General features: G+C 45.2%; 16 protein-coding genes. 6 read left to right on the top strand and 10 right to left on the bottom strand.

From position 1 onward, the window contains the following. The first annotated feature begins 27 nt into the window (after window positions 1-27). Complete coding sequence (locus PAECUDRAFT_RS11545) at window positions 28-897, top strand: helix-turn-helix transcriptional regulator (RefSeq protein WP_006038279.1); 870 nt, start codon at window positions 28-30, stop codon at window positions 895-897. A gap of 236 nt (window positions 898-1,133) precedes the next feature. Here PAECUDRAFT_RS11545 and PAECUDRAFT_RS11540 read toward each other — a convergent pair whose 3' ends face one another. Next, window positions 1,134-2,018 carry a LysR family transcriptional regulator gene (locus tag PAECUDRAFT_RS11540; RefSeq protein ID WP_040712167.1) on the bottom strand — a complete coding sequence of 295 codons (885 nt, stop codon included), beginning with the start codon at window positions 2,016-2,018 and terminating at the stop codon, window positions 1,134-1,136. 100 nt (window positions 2,019-2,118) lie between these two features. Between PAECUDRAFT_RS11540 and PAECUDRAFT_RS11535 the strand changes: the two genes are divergently transcribed. Next, complete coding sequence (locus PAECUDRAFT_RS11535; RefSeq protein ID WP_006038277.1) at window positions 2,119-3,003, top strand: DMT family transporter; 885 nt, start codon at window positions 2,119-2,121, stop codon at window positions 3,001-3,003. 118 nt (window positions 3,004-3,121) lie between these two features. Here the strand turns inward: PAECUDRAFT_RS11535 and PAECUDRAFT_RS11530 are convergent, their stop codons facing one another. Both PAECUDRAFT_RS11530 and PAECUDRAFT_RS11525 read right to left on the bottom strand, forming a co-directional pair. Next, complete coding sequence (locus PAECUDRAFT_RS11530; protein ID WP_006038276.1) at window positions 3,122-4,102, bottom strand: tRNA dihydrouridine synthase; 981 nt, start codon at window positions 4,100-4,102, stop codon at window positions 3,122-3,124. 109 nt (window positions 4,103-4,211) lie between these two features. After that, window positions 4,212-4,526, bottom strand: coding sequence for an EthD family reductase (locus PAECUDRAFT_RS11525; protein WP_006038275.1), 315 nt, complete (start codon window positions 4,524-4,526; stop codon window positions 4,212-4,214). Window positions 4,527-4,756: 230 nt separating this feature from the next. Between PAECUDRAFT_RS11525 and PAECUDRAFT_RS11520 the strand changes: the two genes are divergently transcribed. The 3 genes from PAECUDRAFT_RS11520 (at window position 4,757) to PAECUDRAFT_RS11510 (ending at window position 6,964) form a co-directional block, all read left to right on the top strand. Next, window positions 4,757-5,776, top strand: a complete 1,020-nt coding sequence (locus PAECUDRAFT_RS11520) for a DUF4349 domain-containing protein (protein ID WP_006038274.1) — start codon at window positions 4,757-4,759, stop codon at window positions 5,774-5,776. 321 nt (window positions 5,777-6,097) lie between these two features. Beyond that, window positions 6,098-6,511: a DUF4267 domain-containing protein gene (locus tag PAECUDRAFT_RS11515; protein WP_006038273.1), complete on the top strand. Its 414-nt coding sequence runs from the start codon at window positions 6,098-6,100 to the stop codon at window positions 6,509-6,511. 9 nt (window positions 6,512-6,520) lie between these two features. Next, window positions 6,521-6,964 carry a DUF2269 family protein gene (locus PAECUDRAFT_RS11510; RefSeq protein WP_006038272.1) on the top strand — a complete coding sequence of 148 codons (444 nt, stop codon included), beginning with the start codon at window positions 6,521-6,523 and terminating at the stop codon, window positions 6,962-6,964. A gap of 275 nt (window positions 6,965-7,239) precedes the next feature. Here PAECUDRAFT_RS11510 and PAECUDRAFT_RS11505 read toward each other — a convergent pair whose 3' ends face one another. Together PAECUDRAFT_RS11505 and PAECUDRAFT_RS11500 are read right to left on the bottom strand one after the other, a co-directional pair. Continuing rightward, the gene (locus PAECUDRAFT_RS11505; RefSeq protein WP_050794340.1) at window positions 7,240-8,166 is read right to left on the bottom strand and encodes a tRNA dihydrouridine synthase; all 927 of its coding nucleotides are present in this window, start codon (window positions 8,164-8,166) and stop codon (window positions 7,240-7,242) included. A 164-nt stretch (window positions 8,167-8,330) separates the two neighbouring features. Beyond that, window positions 8,331-8,645, bottom strand: a complete 315-nt coding sequence (locus PAECUDRAFT_RS11500; protein WP_006038270.1) for an EthD family reductase — start codon at window positions 8,643-8,645, stop codon at window positions 8,331-8,333. A gap of 909 nt (window positions 8,646-9,554) precedes the next feature. Between PAECUDRAFT_RS11500 and PAECUDRAFT_RS24630 the strand changes: the two genes are divergently transcribed. Next, on the top strand, window positions 9,555-11,012 hold the full coding sequence (locus tag PAECUDRAFT_RS24630; protein WP_006038269.1) for a hypothetical protein: 1,458 nt from the start codon (window positions 9,555-9,557) through the stop codon (window positions 11,010-11,012). Window positions 11,013-11,292: 280 nt separating this feature from the next. Here PAECUDRAFT_RS24630 and PAECUDRAFT_RS11490 read toward each other — a convergent pair whose 3' ends face one another. From PAECUDRAFT_RS11490 to PAECUDRAFT_RS11475, 5 genes are all read right to left on the bottom strand, one after another. Further along, window positions 11,293-12,165, bottom strand: a complete 873-nt coding sequence (locus PAECUDRAFT_RS11490; protein WP_040712165.1) for a DNA adenine methylase — start codon at window positions 12,163-12,165, stop codon at window positions 11,293-11,295. Between the two features lie 34 nt (window positions 12,166-12,199). Beyond that, window positions 12,200-13,810, bottom strand: coding sequence for a hypothetical protein (locus PAECUDRAFT_RS11485; RefSeq protein ID WP_006038266.1), 1,611 nt, complete (start codon window positions 13,808-13,810; stop codon window positions 12,200-12,202). 226 nt (window positions 13,811-14,036) lie between these two features. Beyond that, entirely contained in the window at window positions 14,037-14,516 is a 480-nt protein-coding gene (gene rlmH / locus PAECUDRAFT_RS11480) for a 23S rRNA (pseudouridine(1915)-N(3))-methyltransferase RlmH (protein WP_040712163.1), read from the bottom strand. 4 nt (window positions 14,517-14,520) lie between these two features. Beyond that, window positions 14,521-14,688 (bottom strand): CxxH/CxxC protein, encoded by a 168-nt coding sequence (locus tag PAECUDRAFT_RS25270; protein WP_006038264.1) that lies wholly within the window; start codon window positions 14,686-14,688, stop codon window positions 14,521-14,523. 181 nt (window positions 14,689-14,869) lie between these two features. Next, window positions 14,870-16,282 (bottom strand): S1C family serine protease, encoded by a 1,413-nt coding sequence (locus tag PAECUDRAFT_RS11475; protein ID WP_006038263.1) that lies wholly within the window; start codon window positions 16,280-16,282, stop codon window positions 14,870-14,872. Window positions 16,283-16,370 lie beyond the last annotated feature (88 nt).

Here is a 16,370-nt window from a genome sequence, read left to right as displayed (position 1 = left end):
ACCTCCTTATTCGATTGGAGATGCCTAATGAACCATTATGATGTTATCGAGCAAGCTTTAATTTTTATCGAGGACCGTCTGGACCAGCCTTTATCGCTGGATGTCGTGGCGAATGCCTCCCATATGTCCAAGTTTTACTTCCATCGACTTTTCTCAGCCATGATGGGTTGTTCGTTGAATCAATACGTCCTCTCCCGAAGGCTGAACGCTTCTTTGTCGCTCATTCGTGCCGGCCGATTATCCCTGACCGATATCGCCTACCAGCTTGACTTCGGCACGCCTTCCTCGTTTACTCGCGCGTTCAATCGCCAATACGGCATCGCGCCAAGCTCGCTAAGAACGAGTCATCCGAGCCTTCTTCCCGTTCCGATTCCATCGATCGTGCGAAGGCCCATCAAAAACATCAATGGCGACGTGGTGGCCGATTTTACCCTGACGGAATTCGCACCCATCCGGCTTAGCGGGATCGTCTTCGAGGTCGATTTGGCGTCAGACTATGAGACGACGATTCGGTCACACTCAAACATGCTCCTGCAAGAAGTCGACGCTTCCGTTCAAGGCCCTTGTTACGTCGTCTATTCGAATTGCCAACCCGACTCCACCCGGTTCAATGTCCTGTGCGGAATTCAGCAGGATATCCGGATCGAGAAGCCCTTTTATTTCACAGTGGACGTTCCCCAGCTCTTTTGCGCCAAGTTCACCTATTCCGGCGATCTCCTCGAGATCGGCGATGTCCTGAAGACGGATTATGCGCGGTTCCTGAAAATCTCCCGACAGGAAACGGACGATTCCCACATCGAGTTGATCCAACGTTTTGACGACGTTCACGACCTTGGTTCAACCTATCATATCTTCGCTCCTATCAAAAAACTGCCCATCGATTCCGATGAGGAATAGCGCTGTTCCCTTCGGAGCTGATGATTTCAAGATATCATAGGTTTGTGCGACGTACTTTCCAAATCTTGCTGTAATCCGTGGCGTTACCCTAGCACGGACCAGGCTACAAGTTTTGCCCTGCTTGTAGTAGGGCTCCACGTACATCTCAAAGGCGAAAATAAGGGCACCCGAATCGGGTGCCCTTCAAAATTTCATTTGTACGACTCGATTAACGTCATTGCGGCAGACGGGGATTGTTAAGTCAGGTCACTCGGCGGCGGCGGAAACAGCTCGAGCGTCGTCCGAATGAACAATTTGACCGCGTGAGATGCCTCGTCGATTGATGGAACCGCAAGCCGAATATCGCGATAGGCATTCGGTTCAAGCTCACGCTTCACGAGCCCTGTAGGGAGCGACTTCAGCGCAAGCTCGGATAGAATGGGGAAGCCGAGACCTTCCTCTGCCATATGGAGAGCCATGCTGACGCTCTGAACGATGTACTTTGATTGCTGGTGGGCTCCCGCTCGCTCGAATAGGTCCATAATTGGCGGCTCATAGCCGGCTTTACAAGTGATGAATGGCTCCGTCGAGAGCTGTTTGACAGAGACAATGGGCAGATGGCTCAGCGGGTGATCCTCTCGCAGTACTGCGAACATTTTCTCCCGATAGAGCGGAATCGTATCCCAATCGCCGTCCGGCGGAATGAGCAACGCCACGTCGATCACTCGTGTCTCCAGCCAGTTTCTCAGCTCGTCGATGCTTCCTTCTTGCAGCTCGAATACGATGTTCGGATGCTGCCTGGCAATGGCGCTAATAATACGAGGCAGGAAGTGAGCAGCGGCCACGGGAAAGGCTCCGACGCGGATTGTGCCGACTTGAAGCCCTTTCTCATCGGCGACGACTTGATCGACCTTGGCGAAGGTGCCAAGAATCTCACGGAAAAGCACGACGATTCGCTCACCCGCTTCAGTCAATTGTACGCCACGGCGGTCGCGCAGCAGCAGAGGGATGTCTAACTCCGATTCTAGCGAGGAGATTGCTCGGCTGACCGCAGGCTGCGTCATATTGAGCTCGAGGCCGGCTTTTGTAAAGCTAGCCAGCTCTGCAATCTTTACGAACAGCTTGATCTGTGTATATGTCATAACGTTAGTGATATGCCCCCTATGAAAAACATTCATTTTAATCATGTTGGCATATAGTGTATCATTCGGATAAGGCTTCTCACAAGGAGAGATTCGTTATATGTCAGAGACAGCATTATCGCGTAAGCAAACGTTATTCTACTTGGTCTTTCTCATTCTAATGTGGGGGATTAACTGGCCTTTATCCAAATATGCTCTCGCGTTCACGCCGCCGATTCTGTTTGCCGGACTTCGCACCCTAATCGGAGGAGCACTGCTTATTCTTATTGCGCTGCCGCGCTGGAAGCAGCTTCGGCTTCGAGAAACATGGCTGTATTATGTGTTCTCCGCATTATTGAGCATCGTATTCTACTACGGCTTCCAAACCGTTGGCCTCCAATACATGCCGGCTGGCCTGTTCTCTGCGATCGTGTTCCTCCAGCCTGTGCTGCTCGGATTGTTCGCTTGGATGTGGCTGGGAGAGGGGATGTACACGCGGAAAATGGTCGGCTTACTGCTCGGCTTCGGCGGAGTCGCCGCGATGAGCATCGGCGGATTGGAGGGCGGCACCTCCATCTTGGGCATTCTGCTCGCCTTGGGCTCCGCACTAAGCTGGGCGCTTGGCACAGTTTATATCAAACGGCAGGCGGACAAAGTCGATTCGCTGTGGATGACCGCTATGCAGATCATGATTGGAGGCATCGTCATGACGGCTTACGGCTCGACCGTCGAGAGCTGGTCTGAGGTGCGCTGGACGGCAGCTTTCTTGTACGATACGCTGTTCATCTCCGTGTTCGTCATTGCGCTTGGTTGGCTCACATACTTCAAGCTAATCGGTTCAGGCGAGGCATCGAAGGTCGGCTCTTACACATTCCTTATCCCGGTCGTCTCCATCGTCTGCAGCATTTTGTTCCTGAATGAGCATTTGACGGTGAACCTTATCGTGGGAATGGCGCTTATCGTCTCCAGCATCTTGCTTGTAAATGTACGGCATAGACGGGTCTAACGCGGCTTAATCGTCGTAACGGTAAGTTAAAGGGCCATCCTTCGCAGGATGGCCCTTCATTATTTCATTTTGTGGTGCGTGGAATCTCGGTCTCCATTCCTGCGCGCCCAACGTGCCATTATCGATCCACCTCACCCTGATGCTGGCTAATAAATTCATCAAGCATTGCGCGTACCTCATTTGTTGACTTTGTATTCATTAAGTTATTTCTTAATTCACTTGCCCCGCGAAACCCGCGGACATAGATTTTAAAGAAACGAGTGATGTGCTTAAACGGTCGGAGTTCTAATGCTGAATAATGATCGTGGAGGTCCAGATGCAGCCGCAGCAGGCTAAGCAGCTCCTCACTGCCATGTTCCCTTGGCTCCTTCTCAAAGGCAAATGGATTATTGAAAATACCGCGTCCGATCATAATTCCATCTACACCGTATTGCTCAGCAAGCTTTAAACCAGTCTGACGGTCGGGAATATCTCCGTTAATGGTCAACAGCGTGTCTGGTGCTACTTCATCGCGAAGCTTCTTGATTTCCGGAATTAGCTCCCAGTGAGCGTCCACTTTACTCATTTCAGCTCTTGTTCGTAAATGGATCGACAGATTGGCAATCCCTTGTTTCAGAATATGGGTCAACCAGTCGCGCCATTCCTCTATAGCATCGAAACCAAGCCTTGTCTTCACGCTTACGGGTAGTCCCCCGGCTTTGGTTGCCTGAATAATAGCTGCCGCAGTCTCGGGACGGCAGATGAGGCCGCTTCCTTGACCATTCTGAGCTACATTGGCTACAGGACAGCCCATATTGATATCGATTCCCTTAAAGCCTTGCTGTGCCATACCAATACTCATCTGACGGAAGTATTCTGGCTTGTCGCCCCATATGTGCGCGACGATCGGCTGCTCATCCTCTGTGAAGGCCAGCCGTCCGCGCACGCTTTGGTGCCCATCAGGATGGCAATAGCTCTCCGTGTTCGTAAACTCGGTGAAAAAAACATCCGGTCTTGCCGCTTCACTCACGACATGACGAAAAACAACATCCGTCACATCCTCCATCGGGGCCAGCACAAAAAACGGCCTCGGCAAATCACGCCAAAAATGATTATTCATATCCTAAACCTCACTATGGTTATAAAGTACATGTCTCTGCTTCTACTACACTTTTAGCATGTTCAGCCCCCTTAATCAACGACATTTATTCCCTGTGCGACTGGGGGTTTTAAAATATCTCTTCAAGTTCGTATATCATGCTGTGCATGCCTGGACTCAATCTTGCAAGGTGGGCAGCATCTTCGGCTGATGCTTTCCCTTCTGGTGACTGAAATGCTTCTTTCATGTCATCCATACTGTCCCATTGCAGTTCGGCTACGAGATAATAGGTGATGCCACCTCGAATCGGTGCGGTATTGCGACTTATCGAATAACGACGGAGACCCGGAAGCTTTTTGGCCAAGGGAATGTGTACCTCTCTGTAATAGTGCTCAAATGCCTCAATATCATTCGGCTGGGTGTATAGGACTAAGAATCTAATCATTAAAAAGCCCTCCTTATTTTTTTGAATGGAATTTTGGGTCGGTGATGATCTGTCATATATTAAAGTCGTTTAGCGTCTAACGATTTCTACATGTCAGAAACATTTTTTCAAGAACCTACTCCTCGACTTTGGCAAAACTATGAGAATTATGCAACTTTGGCAAAGCGGATGCGTCTGAATGGTTAGCAGCTAGAATCTTTCACATTCAATATAACTATAGGGGGATCCAAATGAAAAAAGAGAAAAGAAGGATCACATCGTTTATCGGAGTATGGCTTATGGTTATTATGCTTGCAGCAAGCCTTGCCGCCTGCGGAAGCGGTGATGATGCCAAGTCCGAGGAATCATCGAATGAGAATGCCGCCACGACAGCTACTGATACATCCGATGGCTACGCCTTAGCACAAAAAGACGAAGCGGCTCGCGCGAATACGGAAGTACCATCCGTGGACCAGACAGCCAGCGGAATAGCTGATACGGCTGCACAGGCAGAGTTTCATCGACAGGTCATTTATACGGCCGACCTTCACATGCAAGTCAAAGATTTTGCTGGTACACGCAATGCCATTGATCAGCTCATTACCAAGTCCGGCGGTTATTTGCTCTCCTCCACAGAGAATGCATCGTCCGATCGCTTAAGTGGTTCGTTCTCCATCAAGGTGCCGGCCAAGGGCTTTAATACGTTCATCGATGCGATCAACAAGCTCCCCGACAAAAAGCTCGACAAGAGCATCAAAGGCGAGGACGTCACTGAAGAATATGCAGACCTCACGGCGCGTCTCAAGGCCAAGGAGGTCGCAGAGAAGCGGTTGCTCTCCTTCATGGAGAACGCTGCGAACTCCAAGGATCTCGTTGCCTTCTCCAACGAACTCGCCAAAGTCCAAGAAGAAATCGAACAGATTAAGGGCAGAATGCGCTTCATCGACCAGAACGTCGACTACTCGACAATCAACATCGAGATGTACCAGACTCTCAGCGGCCAAGACGGCTCCGAGATGGATCTCGATGAGAAGAAGGGCTTAATGACGAAAGCCAGCAACGCGCTGCACAAGAGTGCCGATATGATCGTCACGCTCGGTAGAGCGCTTGTCATTATCGCTGCCTTCCTGCTTCCGATACTGCCGATTATTATTATCGTAGGTCTAATCATCTTCTATATTAAACGCCGCAAACGCCGGGCAAAGCCGGTAACAGTGATTACTCCGCAGCAGAACGATCCGACGCCTCCGGCGAACGATAATTTAGAGTAAGATATCGATGCATGCAAAAGGGCCCAAACTACACTGTAAAGTGAAGTAGGGTCCTTTTACTTTGAAAGCTCTTGCTTTAGTTGTGCCGTATGCTTTCGTACGCTTTTCAAAACTAAGTATGAATAAAAAGCGTACTTTTCAAAAACATAATCTGACTCAATAATTGGGGGTGTGTAACCTCACTTTAAGGGCAAGGAGGGATGAGTGTAAGAATCTTGATGATCTTGGCACATTCGGATCTGGAGAAATCCCATTGGTACAACTGTCCGCTATTGACCATATCCAATCTTCTCCGATCTTACAGAAAAAGGAGATAATCAAATGAGTAAATCGATTTGGGGACCAAAGTCAGTAACATTTTGGTTAGTCGGTGTTATTACACTGTTGATGCTGTTTTTAGGAGTAAGAGGCTTTATCCAGCCAGAAGCTGCGATTCGAGAATTTGGCATACCGCTGCATGACACTGCCGATAAAAATCTTGTGTATATAAAAGCAGATCGTGATCTGTTTATTGGCATCTTCCTGTTAGTCTTGATGATCCTTCGTATGAGAAAAGCATTACTTGTTGGTATGTTAACTTCAATTGCGATGCCTATAATAGATGCAGTTTTGGTATTAACGAAAGCAGCGGACAAAACACCTTCTTGGATTCATATCGTTTCTGCCGTATATGGGCTGGTTGTAGGTTGGATGTTGTATCGAGAAGAACAGAAAACCAAAACAACAACAAAGTAGGGGACAAACATGTATAATTACCTGTTGTTCATCCATATCCTTTCCGCAATAACAGCCGTAGCCGCAGTCATCTGCTATCCCATAATCATGAGCAGCGCCCGGACAGTGGGTCAGGCCAAATTCGCGCTTTCATTGCTGGAGAAGACGGCGATCCTGCCGAAACTCGGTGGCACGCTACTGCTTCTTACGGGTCTTGCGATTGGCTTTCAGGAAACCTATTTGTTTCGAGAGCGGTGGTATGTGGCTTCAATTGTCATCTTCTTGGTCATTTTGGTCATCTTCGCTGGACTTCTTCCTGCCGGCATCAAACAGCAGCTAAAGCTGCTGCTGCAGACGCAGGGCGATAATCTGCCTGAGGTGTACCGACTGAGTCGTAGACGCTCCGCCTGGCTAGAAGTGGTCGCTAATCTTGCCGTTTTCATCTCGATTCTGCTAATGGTATTCAAACCGTGAGAAGTCGATCTCTTCAACCTATCTAAATTTCTCTTTATTTATGGTACGGTTCAGCGAATCATCTATAGAGCGAAATCGAAAAGCACACGATTGGGTGCCTTGGCTGGAAAATTCTATTGACGAAAATCAGGGCACCTATTCAAAGGTGCCCTGACTTTATAATTTTTCGCAGCACCAGTAAGCGCAGGCTCTTTTACTATTACGCCGCTTCCGTCTTCAATACTGCCGTTACTTACATCGTCGTCCGAGCAACCTTAATCATTCCTATTACAAGCCTATTCCTCCACCTCAACCTGATGCCGGCTAATAAAGTCATCAAGCATTGTGCGTACCTCATTTGTTGACTTTGTATTCATTAAGTTATTTCTTAATTCACTTGCCCCGCGAAATCCGCGGACATAGATTTTAAAGAAACGAGTGATGTGCTTGAACGGTCGGAGTTCTAATGCTGAATAATGATCATGTAGGTCCAGATGCAGCCGCAGCAGGCTAAGCAGCTCCTCACTACTATGTTCCCTTGGCTCCTTCTCAAAGGCAAATGGATTATTAAAAATACCGCGTCCGATCATAATTCCATCTACACCGTATTGCTCAGCAAGCTTTAAGCCAGTCTCACGGTCAGGAATGTCTCCGTTAATGGTCAACAGCGTGTCCGGCGCTACTTCATCGCGAAGCTTCTTGATTTCCGGGATTAGCTCCCAGTGGGCGTCCACTTTACTCATTTCAGCTCTTGTACGTAGATGGATCGACAGATTGGCAATCCCTTGTTTCAGAATATGGGTCAACCAGTCGCGCCATTCCTCTATAGCATCGAAACCGAGCCTTGTCTTCACGCTTACGGGTAGTCCCCCGGCTTTGGTCGCTTGAATAATAGCTGCCGCAGTCTCGGGACGGCAGATGAGGCCGCTTCCTTGGCCATTCTGAGCTACATTGGCTACAGGACAGCCCATATTGATATCGATTCCCTTAAAGCCTTGCTGTGCCATGCCGATACTCATCTGACGGAAGTATTCTGGCTTGTCGCCCCATATGTGCGCGACGATCGGCTGCTCATCCTCTGTGAAGGCCAGCCGTCCGCGCACGCTTTGGTTCCCATCGGGGTGGCAATAACTCTCCGTGTTCGTAAACTCAGTGAAAAAAACATCCGGTCTTCCCGCTTCACTCACGACATGACGAAAAACAACATCCGTCACATCCTCCATCGGCGCCAGCACAAAAAACGGCCTCGGCAAATCACGTCAAAAATCATTATTCATATCCAAAACCCTCACTATGGTTATAAAGTACATGTCACTGCTTCTACTACACTTTTAGCATGTTTAGCCCCCTTAATCAACGACATTAATTCCCTGTGCGACTGGGGATTTTAAAATATCTCTTCAAGTTCGTATATCATGCTGTGCATGCCTGGACTCAGTCTTGCAAGGTGGGCAGCATCTTTGGCTGAAGCTTTCCCTTCTGGTGACTGAAATGCTTCTTTAATGTCCTCCATACTGTCCCATTGCAGCTCGGCTACGAGATAATAGGTGATGCCACCTCGAACCGGTGCGGTATTGCGACTTATAGAATAACGACGGAGACCCGGAAGCTTTTTAGCCAAGGGAATGTGTACCTCTCTGTAGTAGCGCTCAAATGCCTCAATATCATTCGGCTCGGTGTATAGGACTAGGAATCTAATCATTAAAAAGCCCTCCCTATTTTTTGAATGGAATTTTGGGTTGGTCATCATCTGTCATATATTAAAGTCGATTAGAGTCTAACGATTTCTACATGTCAGAAACATTTTTTTAAGAACCTGCTCTTCGAAGTTTACTATTGGATGGTTGACTTGCAGCCGTTGTATCAACTGTTGCCTCTGACAGAATGACTCCGCTATGAATTCGCCCTACTTGTGATAGGGCTCACATCAATTCTATGGTAAATTAGCAAAGCAAAAGGCTGTTGGTAATTATCCAACAGCCTCGTCATGCTCATTCATACTTAAATTAGCATTACTAATTACCATATTTTTCAACATAATTTTAAAGAAAAAATTAACCAATCCGGAAGTATCTCCTTTATCCGAATCCTGCAGAAGTGCTAAGTAATCCTGCTTTTTTGAAACTTCAACATATGTCGGAGGGAGATTCTTCAACTTTAGTATCCAATTCAACACGTCACCATGACGAGAGGCTCGTCAGCAACTTTCAAGTGTATACCGGGACGGTCATTCCTCTTATGCTGAAGGGAACAGAATAGCCCCTTCCTTTCGATGTGCGGCAATCAATATTTAGAGTGATACACGTGTCTTTTACGAATGCTCTACACTAGCATCAGTTAGAGGTTATTGGATAAATTTATCTCAACAATTTTCATCATCTCTCCTTACACGCTATAACGGCTAAATAGCGATAATCACTGTGAGTTAAGTTTTCTGATTGCACCATTACATCATTAATCATCGTTATTAAAGCGCTTTTTGTCTTCTTGATTTGCATTTCTTCTCTATGATAAATAGCAAGTTTCCATGTTTGGGAAACCTTTATTGAAGTGTTACAGACTATAAAAGTATAATATCCAAGAGTACTGCCAACAAAAAGGAGCCCCGCTTATGTACAATTATTACTTAAAACCGGATAAGTTGACAAACGGTGTTATTAGCAAAATTCTTGAGAATAGTTGGAGAAATAATCCTACTATAGCTAAAGTAGACTTGAAAAAAATCCACCAAGTGTTGGTGGAGCATAATATTTTTGGTGAAGTTGCAGAAAATATATTTGTGCCTGTTTTTAAAGAAAAAGAAAAGATTGGTGAAAAGTTACTGGAAGGAATTCAATTACATATCGATCGAGGTAACGAGGAACCTGAAAATAAGGTCAATCATGTATCCCTATTTCCTCAAAAAGGATTTGTTTTAAAGGATGGGATTTATGGCGCCGCTTTTGGGAGATTCAAGTACGTGTATCGTTCAAAGGGTATTCGTATTTTTTGGTTTGAATCAGGGTTAATAGAATACCGTGCGGTCTATTCCACGATTGATAAATACGGGTTTCAGTATACTGCTGAGGAATTTGATGGATGCAACATTTTTGATGACATAGAACTAGATGACATTATGCACTCCCCATTAAATGAAGCATTTGGAAATGGTAAAATACTAATATCAAATTTGGCGAAAATTAAAAAAGACTTCGTTCGGGATTATCCCATTGAATATCTGTTATACCCTCCGGATGTAGAAGAACTTTCTTCATTTTCAGTCCAATTACGTGAGCAGATATGGGACTCTATAATAGAGTTGATCAAAGAACTTGCTCTTAACATGAAGTTTAAAGATGAAAGATCTGACCTTATAAATTTTCTAACAGATTTCATGGAAGAACAGAGTATTCAGCCTAATGCATATCATATAATTTCGCTATTTGATTTCTATAGGGAAAACCAGACGAAAATTAACCAATCTGATTTTGCTGAGTTATTATCCATTATCAGAAAACAAAGTTCACCTATAGATAATACCTCTAATCCGATTGATGCCAGTCTACTAATTAATCAGTTGGAGGCAACGCCCAAGGGTACGGAAAATGCTGGGGTTTATCATGATATAATCTTTCAATGTTTAACACAAATTTTTAGTGGCGCATTAAAAAGGGGTCAGAAGGAAGTATCTCTGAATGAAGGAAGAAAAAGAATAGATATTGTCTTTGACAATCATGATAATACAGGCTTTTTTGCTTATATTAGAGATCGTTATCAAATTTTCTGCCCCAAGATATTTATTGAATGTAAAAATTACTCCTCAGACCCTAAAAATCCTGAGATGGATCAATTACTCGGGAGATTTGGACAATACTCAGGTAAGTTCGGTATTCTTTTATGTCGTGAAGTTACTAATTACGAAAAATTATTACAACGTTGCAAGGATGCGATGCACCAAGCTAAAGGCCATATTATCTTTTTCGAGGATAAGGACATAAAAATTCTATTAGAACTAAAAAAGGCATCTAATGAAGAGGGTATTATGGAGTATTTATCAAATAAATGGGATGAGCTGATTCTGAATAATTAACACTTATTCTCGTCATGCATATATTTTGGGTCTCACTTAAAAATAATAATGGGATTTCGTAAAATGCCATTATTACATTACATGCAAAGTTAGCTCTACTCTTTTTTCCTCTGGAGAATTTGAATATTCCAACAACGGAAATGCACCGCCTGATTCAAAAGACAATTGCTGATCCAAAACTGTTTGTATTTCATGCAGAAAATAATTAACATATTTAAGACCCTTCTGCGAAATATCAGAAGGGTCAAATTGCTTATTTGAATTTTAAGTGTAAATGGTATTAAAACTCTTCTTCAAAAATCACTTTATCGAAAGGCTCAATATTGGTTTTGTTATTATAGAATAAATACTCTTTTTCTTTTCGAGACTTTCTTGCAGAATATTGAAGAAAATATGTTTTTCCGGGGCATGATTTATACAATTCTGCTATTTCTTCTTCAAAATCATAGGTTGTAATCCAATGGTAATCATGTAGACCTATGATTTCATTAGCTAAATTTTTATGATCTTCATGGGTGAAAAAGTTGGTATAAAGATTTTTCCCTTGCTTATAGTAAGGCGGATCAAAAAAAATAAATGTATTTTGTATATCCATTTTCTCTTTTATTACATTATTTATTAGTACCACAGCATCATAATTGTATACACTAATAGCATGTCTCATTTTAGAGATATCAGAAACCTTTTTAATAAGAGCAGCTTTATTAAACCGACAATCTAATTTGTACTTGCCTGATTGGTCATGTCCTCCAATTGGACCTCCAGTAATTATTCCTGAATTATTTGTACGATTCAAAAAAAAGGTTGCAAAACCTAATTCAAGCAACTCTAACTCGTCTTTATTTAGATATATTTCCTTTTTCTTGTACCATTCCCTCATATTAATTGGCGTTTCTAATATAAGTTGAATAAAGTCATTAGTATGATTTAGAATTGAGTACCACATTGCAAAAATAGCAATATCGAAATCGTTTATAATAATATTAGTCACTTTATTTTTCAATAGCAATTCTATAGCTATTCCTGCTCCTCCTGCGAAGGGCTCTATATAGGTTGCACCAGCTATATTATTAAATTGCAATAAGTGATCCACAAATTTTGTCATCTGAGATTTTCCGCCAGGATATCGCAGTGGAGACAAAGTAGTTGGCATTAAACCACCCCAAAGCCTGTATCTTTTAAGACTACTAGATATGACTGTTCAAATTCTCTATCATGTGCTTAATCAGTATTCTCCATCTTCGTTCAATGTCCCATAAAATGTCTGGTGAAGGTAGATTATACTTCCCATGTGTAATTGAGTTTAATTCGTCGTGATCCTTTTTACCAAAAGATACATTTATAGTTCTTTGATAGTTCTGATTAATATTTTGCATAGATTTATTACTCACACAATAATTTAACAAGTCAGTTATAGAGGGATCCTTCTCAGGCTTCTTCCATTCGTTAAAAAGTCCGTTTTTTATTAAATACTCTTGTAATGTACATTCCAAAAGGGTACGCGTCAAGTACGTTGCACTTAATGTGTAGGTTGAGACTCTTAACCTATGTAGTTCATAGAGTGCTCTTTTAATCCCCGGATGCCCACCATAGTAAATAATCCCTTGAAACAAAAAAGAAATATTTTCAGGTTTTTGTTGCTTTAAGTTATCTAAAGGATTTGGCTGTGATTCTGGATTTGCGTGTAACGTTGCTTGTTCTTCTTGATTATCCGTTTTTTCATCAGGTTGTTTGGCAGTTGGCACTTCTGCATCTGGATTGCCTAGTTCCACCTTTATAGTTCTGTCTTCCGGCTGCTCTGGTCGCTCTTCCACTACAGACTTGTTCTCCGGCCGGTCTGGTCGCTCTTCCACTACGAACTTGTTCTCCGGCTGCTCTGGTCGCTCATCCACTACGAACTTGTTCTCCGGCTGCTCTGGTCGCTCATCCACTACTGGCTTGTTCTCCGGCTGCTCTGGTCGCTCATCCACTACTGGCTTGTTCTCCGGCTGTCGCTCTTCAGAATCAGATAACAAGCTTCGCCAATTTTCATTTTCTATGAAATACTTATTATAAAAGTTTTCTCGATCCTCTTTGTAGTAAACATCACTTACAGTAACTTTTTTATTTTTTATCAGTTGTAAAATATAATACAACTTTTTCTCACTATCACTATTAATTAATTTTATTTCAGGCAACTTTTTATCAATTATGACTCCTACGCGAGTTCTCATATCAGGATCACTAAATATACGTTCCATTGTCGATAGAGATCGCTCAACTTTAAGTATATTATCTAAGAACTCAACCAGATATATTTTATAATCGTCGTTCATAAATCTATTCTGAGCCTTATAATCCCAAGCAAGACGTCCCGCGCCGTTATTCTCTCCTGTATGTTTGTTTTGGATGGTTCTTTTCATCAAAAATTCTTCAGCAGGGATATCATATATAACACAATCAACTGCAGGTATAGATTTATAATTGAAATCTTCTTTTATTTTCTTTATACGATTAATCACTCGATTCCTATTGTCCAGATCAGGAGGTAAAAGTTCAGGAGTGTTTAGTAGCTTTATACAAGTAATTCGCCTATTACCATCCAAAATCAAATATTTATTTGGTGCCCCATTTTCAACAACAATTATTCGCTCTGATATTTCAAAACCATATTCAGCAATCGACTTCATTAAATTAAAGAGTTTTTTTTCATTCTTGAACAATATTTTCATTGCTGCAGCTTCATCTTCTTGAGACTCGTCTCTTGGATTATCCTCATTTATGTGAAGATCGTTAATTTTAATAACTTTAGGCTTCAAAACACTTCCCCCTCTTCAATAAAAAATAGGCCAAAAGCCTTGCTTCCTATATAAAAATAATACCATAAAAGTGGAATCTCGATATTTTAATCCACCAACAGAAAAAGGACGCTTTTGAATCTCTTCAACCAAGTTTCAATAATTTGCTCCTTCAAAAAGCATTCCAGCTCTTGTCTCGTATCCCATCAAGAAAACATGAATTTTTCCAATCAAAAAAATTTCACCGTCACTTATGATAAGGTTCCCCCCGATTTATCTTCACCGCCCGATAAACCTGCTCGATCAACACCAGCCGCATCAGCTGATGCGGCAAGGTCATGCGCCCGAAGCTCAGCTTCTGCTGGGCGCGGCGCAGCACGGCCGGGGACAGGCCGGTGCTGCCGCCTATAACAAAAGCCACGTGGCTCTTGCCGTACGTGGCTAACTTGTCCAACTGCATCGCCAGGTCCTCGCTGGACCACAGCTCGCCGTCCAGCGCGAGCGCGATGACATGCGCGTCGGGCTTGATTTGCGCGAGCAAGCGCTCGCCTTCGCGGTCGCGCACCTGCGCTTCCTCTGCCGGGCTCATCGTCTCCGGCGCCTTCTCGTCGGGCACCTCGGTGAGCACGAGCTTCACGTAAGGCCCCAGACGCTTCGCGTACTCGGCGATGCCCATGACGAGGTACTTTTCCTTCAGCTTCCCTATAGTTGCGATCTGAATAAGCATCGCGTTATACGACCAGGAACTCGGCTGGGTCTTCGCATAGATCGCATTTGCGCGGCGGGTCCCAATCGGAGAATTCCGTATCTTTCAAATTCACCATATCCGGTGCGTCTTCATATTCGTCCACGAATTTATCAAGCGCGAGTTCGACATGCTGTTTGCATACACAATACATAAGGTCCATTACTCCGTTCTATGCTGTAATTTCTACGTACTATTATACCAAAACTTCGCGGTCCGCAACCGCTTTTCCCCTGTGAAAATCCCGATTCCCTGTATAAAAAGGAGCGAAACGTTTCCCCATTGGAAAGCGCCCCGCTCCTTGATCACCCAACTGCCTTAACCAGACCAGTCGACTACTCGTCGTCCGGCTCCTTCTCCGCAAGCTCCAGCTTCGTCGTCTGCTTCTCGCCATCGCGGTAGAAGGTAACCTCGATGCTGTCGCCAATTTCCTTGCTGCCATAGAGATACTTGCGCAGCTCCATGGTGCTGCGGATCGGCGTGTTGTCGAGCTTCACGATGAGGTCATTGAACTGCAGGCCCGCGTCCTTCGACGGTCCGACCGCCTCAAGCACGATAACCCCGTCCTTCACTTCATCCGGCACGATCAGGCCCGTGTCAGCAGCCGCGATGTCGTCCATCGGATTGTCCTCCGCTTGCCCCTCATCGGAACCCGCCGCAGCATCATCGCCACCGTCATCATTGCCCTTGCCGCTCTTGCCACCAGAGCCCGGGTCCAAACTATCCTGCGGCGGCTTGTTGCTCAGCGCCTGCTGCGCAAGATACTGATCCAAATCCAGCGTGTACACGCCCAGATACGGACGCTTCACTTTGCCATACTCGATCAGGCTATCGATGATCGGCTTGGCGACGTCAATCGGAATCGCGAAGCCAATGCCCTCAACGCCGACATCGGCGATTTTCATGCTGTTGATGCCAACCACTTTGCCGTCGAGGTCGATCAGCGGTCCGCCGCTATTCCCTTGGTTGATCGCTGCGTTAACCTGAATGACTTCCTCTTCCCAATCGTAGTTGCCGTCTTGGTTAAGCGAAACCGGAATGACCCGCTTCGTCTTGCTGACAATGCCCATCGCGAGCGAATCGTCGAGGCCCAGCGGACTGCCGATGGCCATTACCCATTCGCCGTTGCGCAGCTTGCTTGATTGGCCCAGCTCCGCTACAGCATCGATGCCTTTATCGTCAATGGCGAGCACCGCGAGGTCCGTGATCTGGTCGCTTCCGACGATCGTTGCGTCACGCAGCGTGCCGTCCACCATCCCGACTTTGACCTGCACGGCTCCCGCGATCACATGATAGTTCGTGATGAGAAGCGCTTTGCCATCCTTTTTGTCAAAAATAACGCCCGAGCCAACGCCCGCCTCCTGCAGCTTCGGCTCTTCCTTGTCCGCAGCATCGCCGTCGCCATTGCCCGCAGCCGATACAGCATACTGTTCATTCAGCACGCTCACGACCGTAGGACGAACGGCAGCCGCCGCGTGAATTGTCTTCTCATAAGGATCTGCCGTGCTGGTAGGCGTAACGGCTACCGTCTTCACAGCAGCTCCCTCGCTGCGGTCAAAGTGGAACACCGCGCCGAACAACAGCGCAGCCGCAGCTACGCTCACCGTCGAAGACAACAGCGCAATGCGCATTTTCGTCCAGCTGGAACGGCTGCGCAGCACCATCGGCTTCTTGAGGTCTTCCTGAACCCAGCGGCTCTTGCGCCGGGAAACTCGACTCGAATAAAAATCGTCGTCGAACAAGCTCATATCTATCTCTCCTCTCAATGCCCCACCGAACATCAAGATTAATTTCGTAGTATAGGAATGTTTTCGGCAATTACGTCTACAATAATAA

Source organism: Paenibacillus curdlanolyticus YK9, from assembly GCF_000179615.1.
Lineage (GTDB): Bacteria > Bacillota > Bacilli > Paenibacillales > Paenibacillaceae > Paenibacillus_T > Paenibacillus_T curdlanolyticus.
Note: the sequence above shows the minus strand (reverse complement) of the source record. Positions and strands in the feature narration are given on the sequence as shown.

Bases quoted from the DNA above. Each gene is read 5' to 3' on its own strand.
- PAECUDRAFT_RS24630 (WP_006038269.1), top strand. From the start codon at position 9,555: ATGTACAATTATTACTTAAAACCGGATAAGTTGACAAACGGTGTTATT.
- PAECUDRAFT_RS11535 (WP_006038277.1), top strand. From the start codon at position 2,119: ATGTCAGAGACAGCATTATCGCGTAAGCAAACGTTATTCTACTTGGTC.
- PAECUDRAFT_RS11475 (WP_006038263.1), bottom strand. From the start codon at position 16,282: ATGAGCTTGTTCGACGACGATTTTTATTCGAGTCGAGTTTCCCGGCGC.
- PAECUDRAFT_RS11515 (WP_006038273.1), top strand. From the start codon at position 6,098: ATGAGTAAATCGATTTGGGGACCAAAGTCAGTAACATTTTGGTTAGTC.
- PAECUDRAFT_RS11490 (WP_040712165.1), bottom strand. From the start codon at position 12,165: ATGCCAACTACTTTGTCTCCACTGCGATATCCTGGCGGAAAATCTCAG.
- PAECUDRAFT_RS25270 (WP_006038264.1), bottom strand. From the start codon at position 14,688: ATGTATTGTGTATGCAAACAGCATGTCGAACTCGCGCTTGATAAATTC.
- PAECUDRAFT_RS11505 (WP_050794340.1), bottom strand. From the start codon at position 8,166: ATGGAGGATGTGACGGATGTTGTTTTTCGTCATGTCGTGAGTGAAGCG.
- PAECUDRAFT_RS11510 (WP_006038272.1), top strand. From the start codon at position 6,521: ATGTATAATTACCTGTTGTTCATCCATATCCTTTCCGCAATAACAGCC.
- PAECUDRAFT_RS11540 (WP_040712167.1), bottom strand. From the start codon at position 2,018: ATGACATATACACAGATCAAGCTGTTCGTAAAGATTGCAGAGCTGGCT.
- PAECUDRAFT_RS11525 (WP_006038275.1), bottom strand. From the start codon at position 4,526: ATGATTAGATTCTTAGTCCTATACACCCAGCCGAATGATATTGAGGCA.
- PAECUDRAFT_RS11545 (WP_006038279.1), top strand. From the start codon at position 28: ATGAACCATTATGATGTTATCGAGCAAGCTTTAATTTTTATCGAGGAC.
- PAECUDRAFT_RS11520 (WP_006038274.1), top strand. From the start codon at position 4,757: ATGAAAAAAGAGAAAAGAAGGATCACATCGTTTATCGGAGTATGGCTT.
- PAECUDRAFT_RS11500 (WP_006038270.1), bottom strand. From the start codon at position 8,645: ATGATTAGATTCCTAGTCCTATACACCGAGCCGAATGATATTGAGGCA.
- rlmH (WP_040712163.1), bottom strand. From the start codon at position 14,516: ATGCTTATTCAGATCGCAACTATAGGGAAGCTGAAGGAAAAGTACCTC.
- PAECUDRAFT_RS11530 (WP_006038276.1), bottom strand. From the start codon at position 4,102: ATGAATAATCATTTTTGGCGTGATTTGCCGAGGCCGTTTTTTGTGCTG.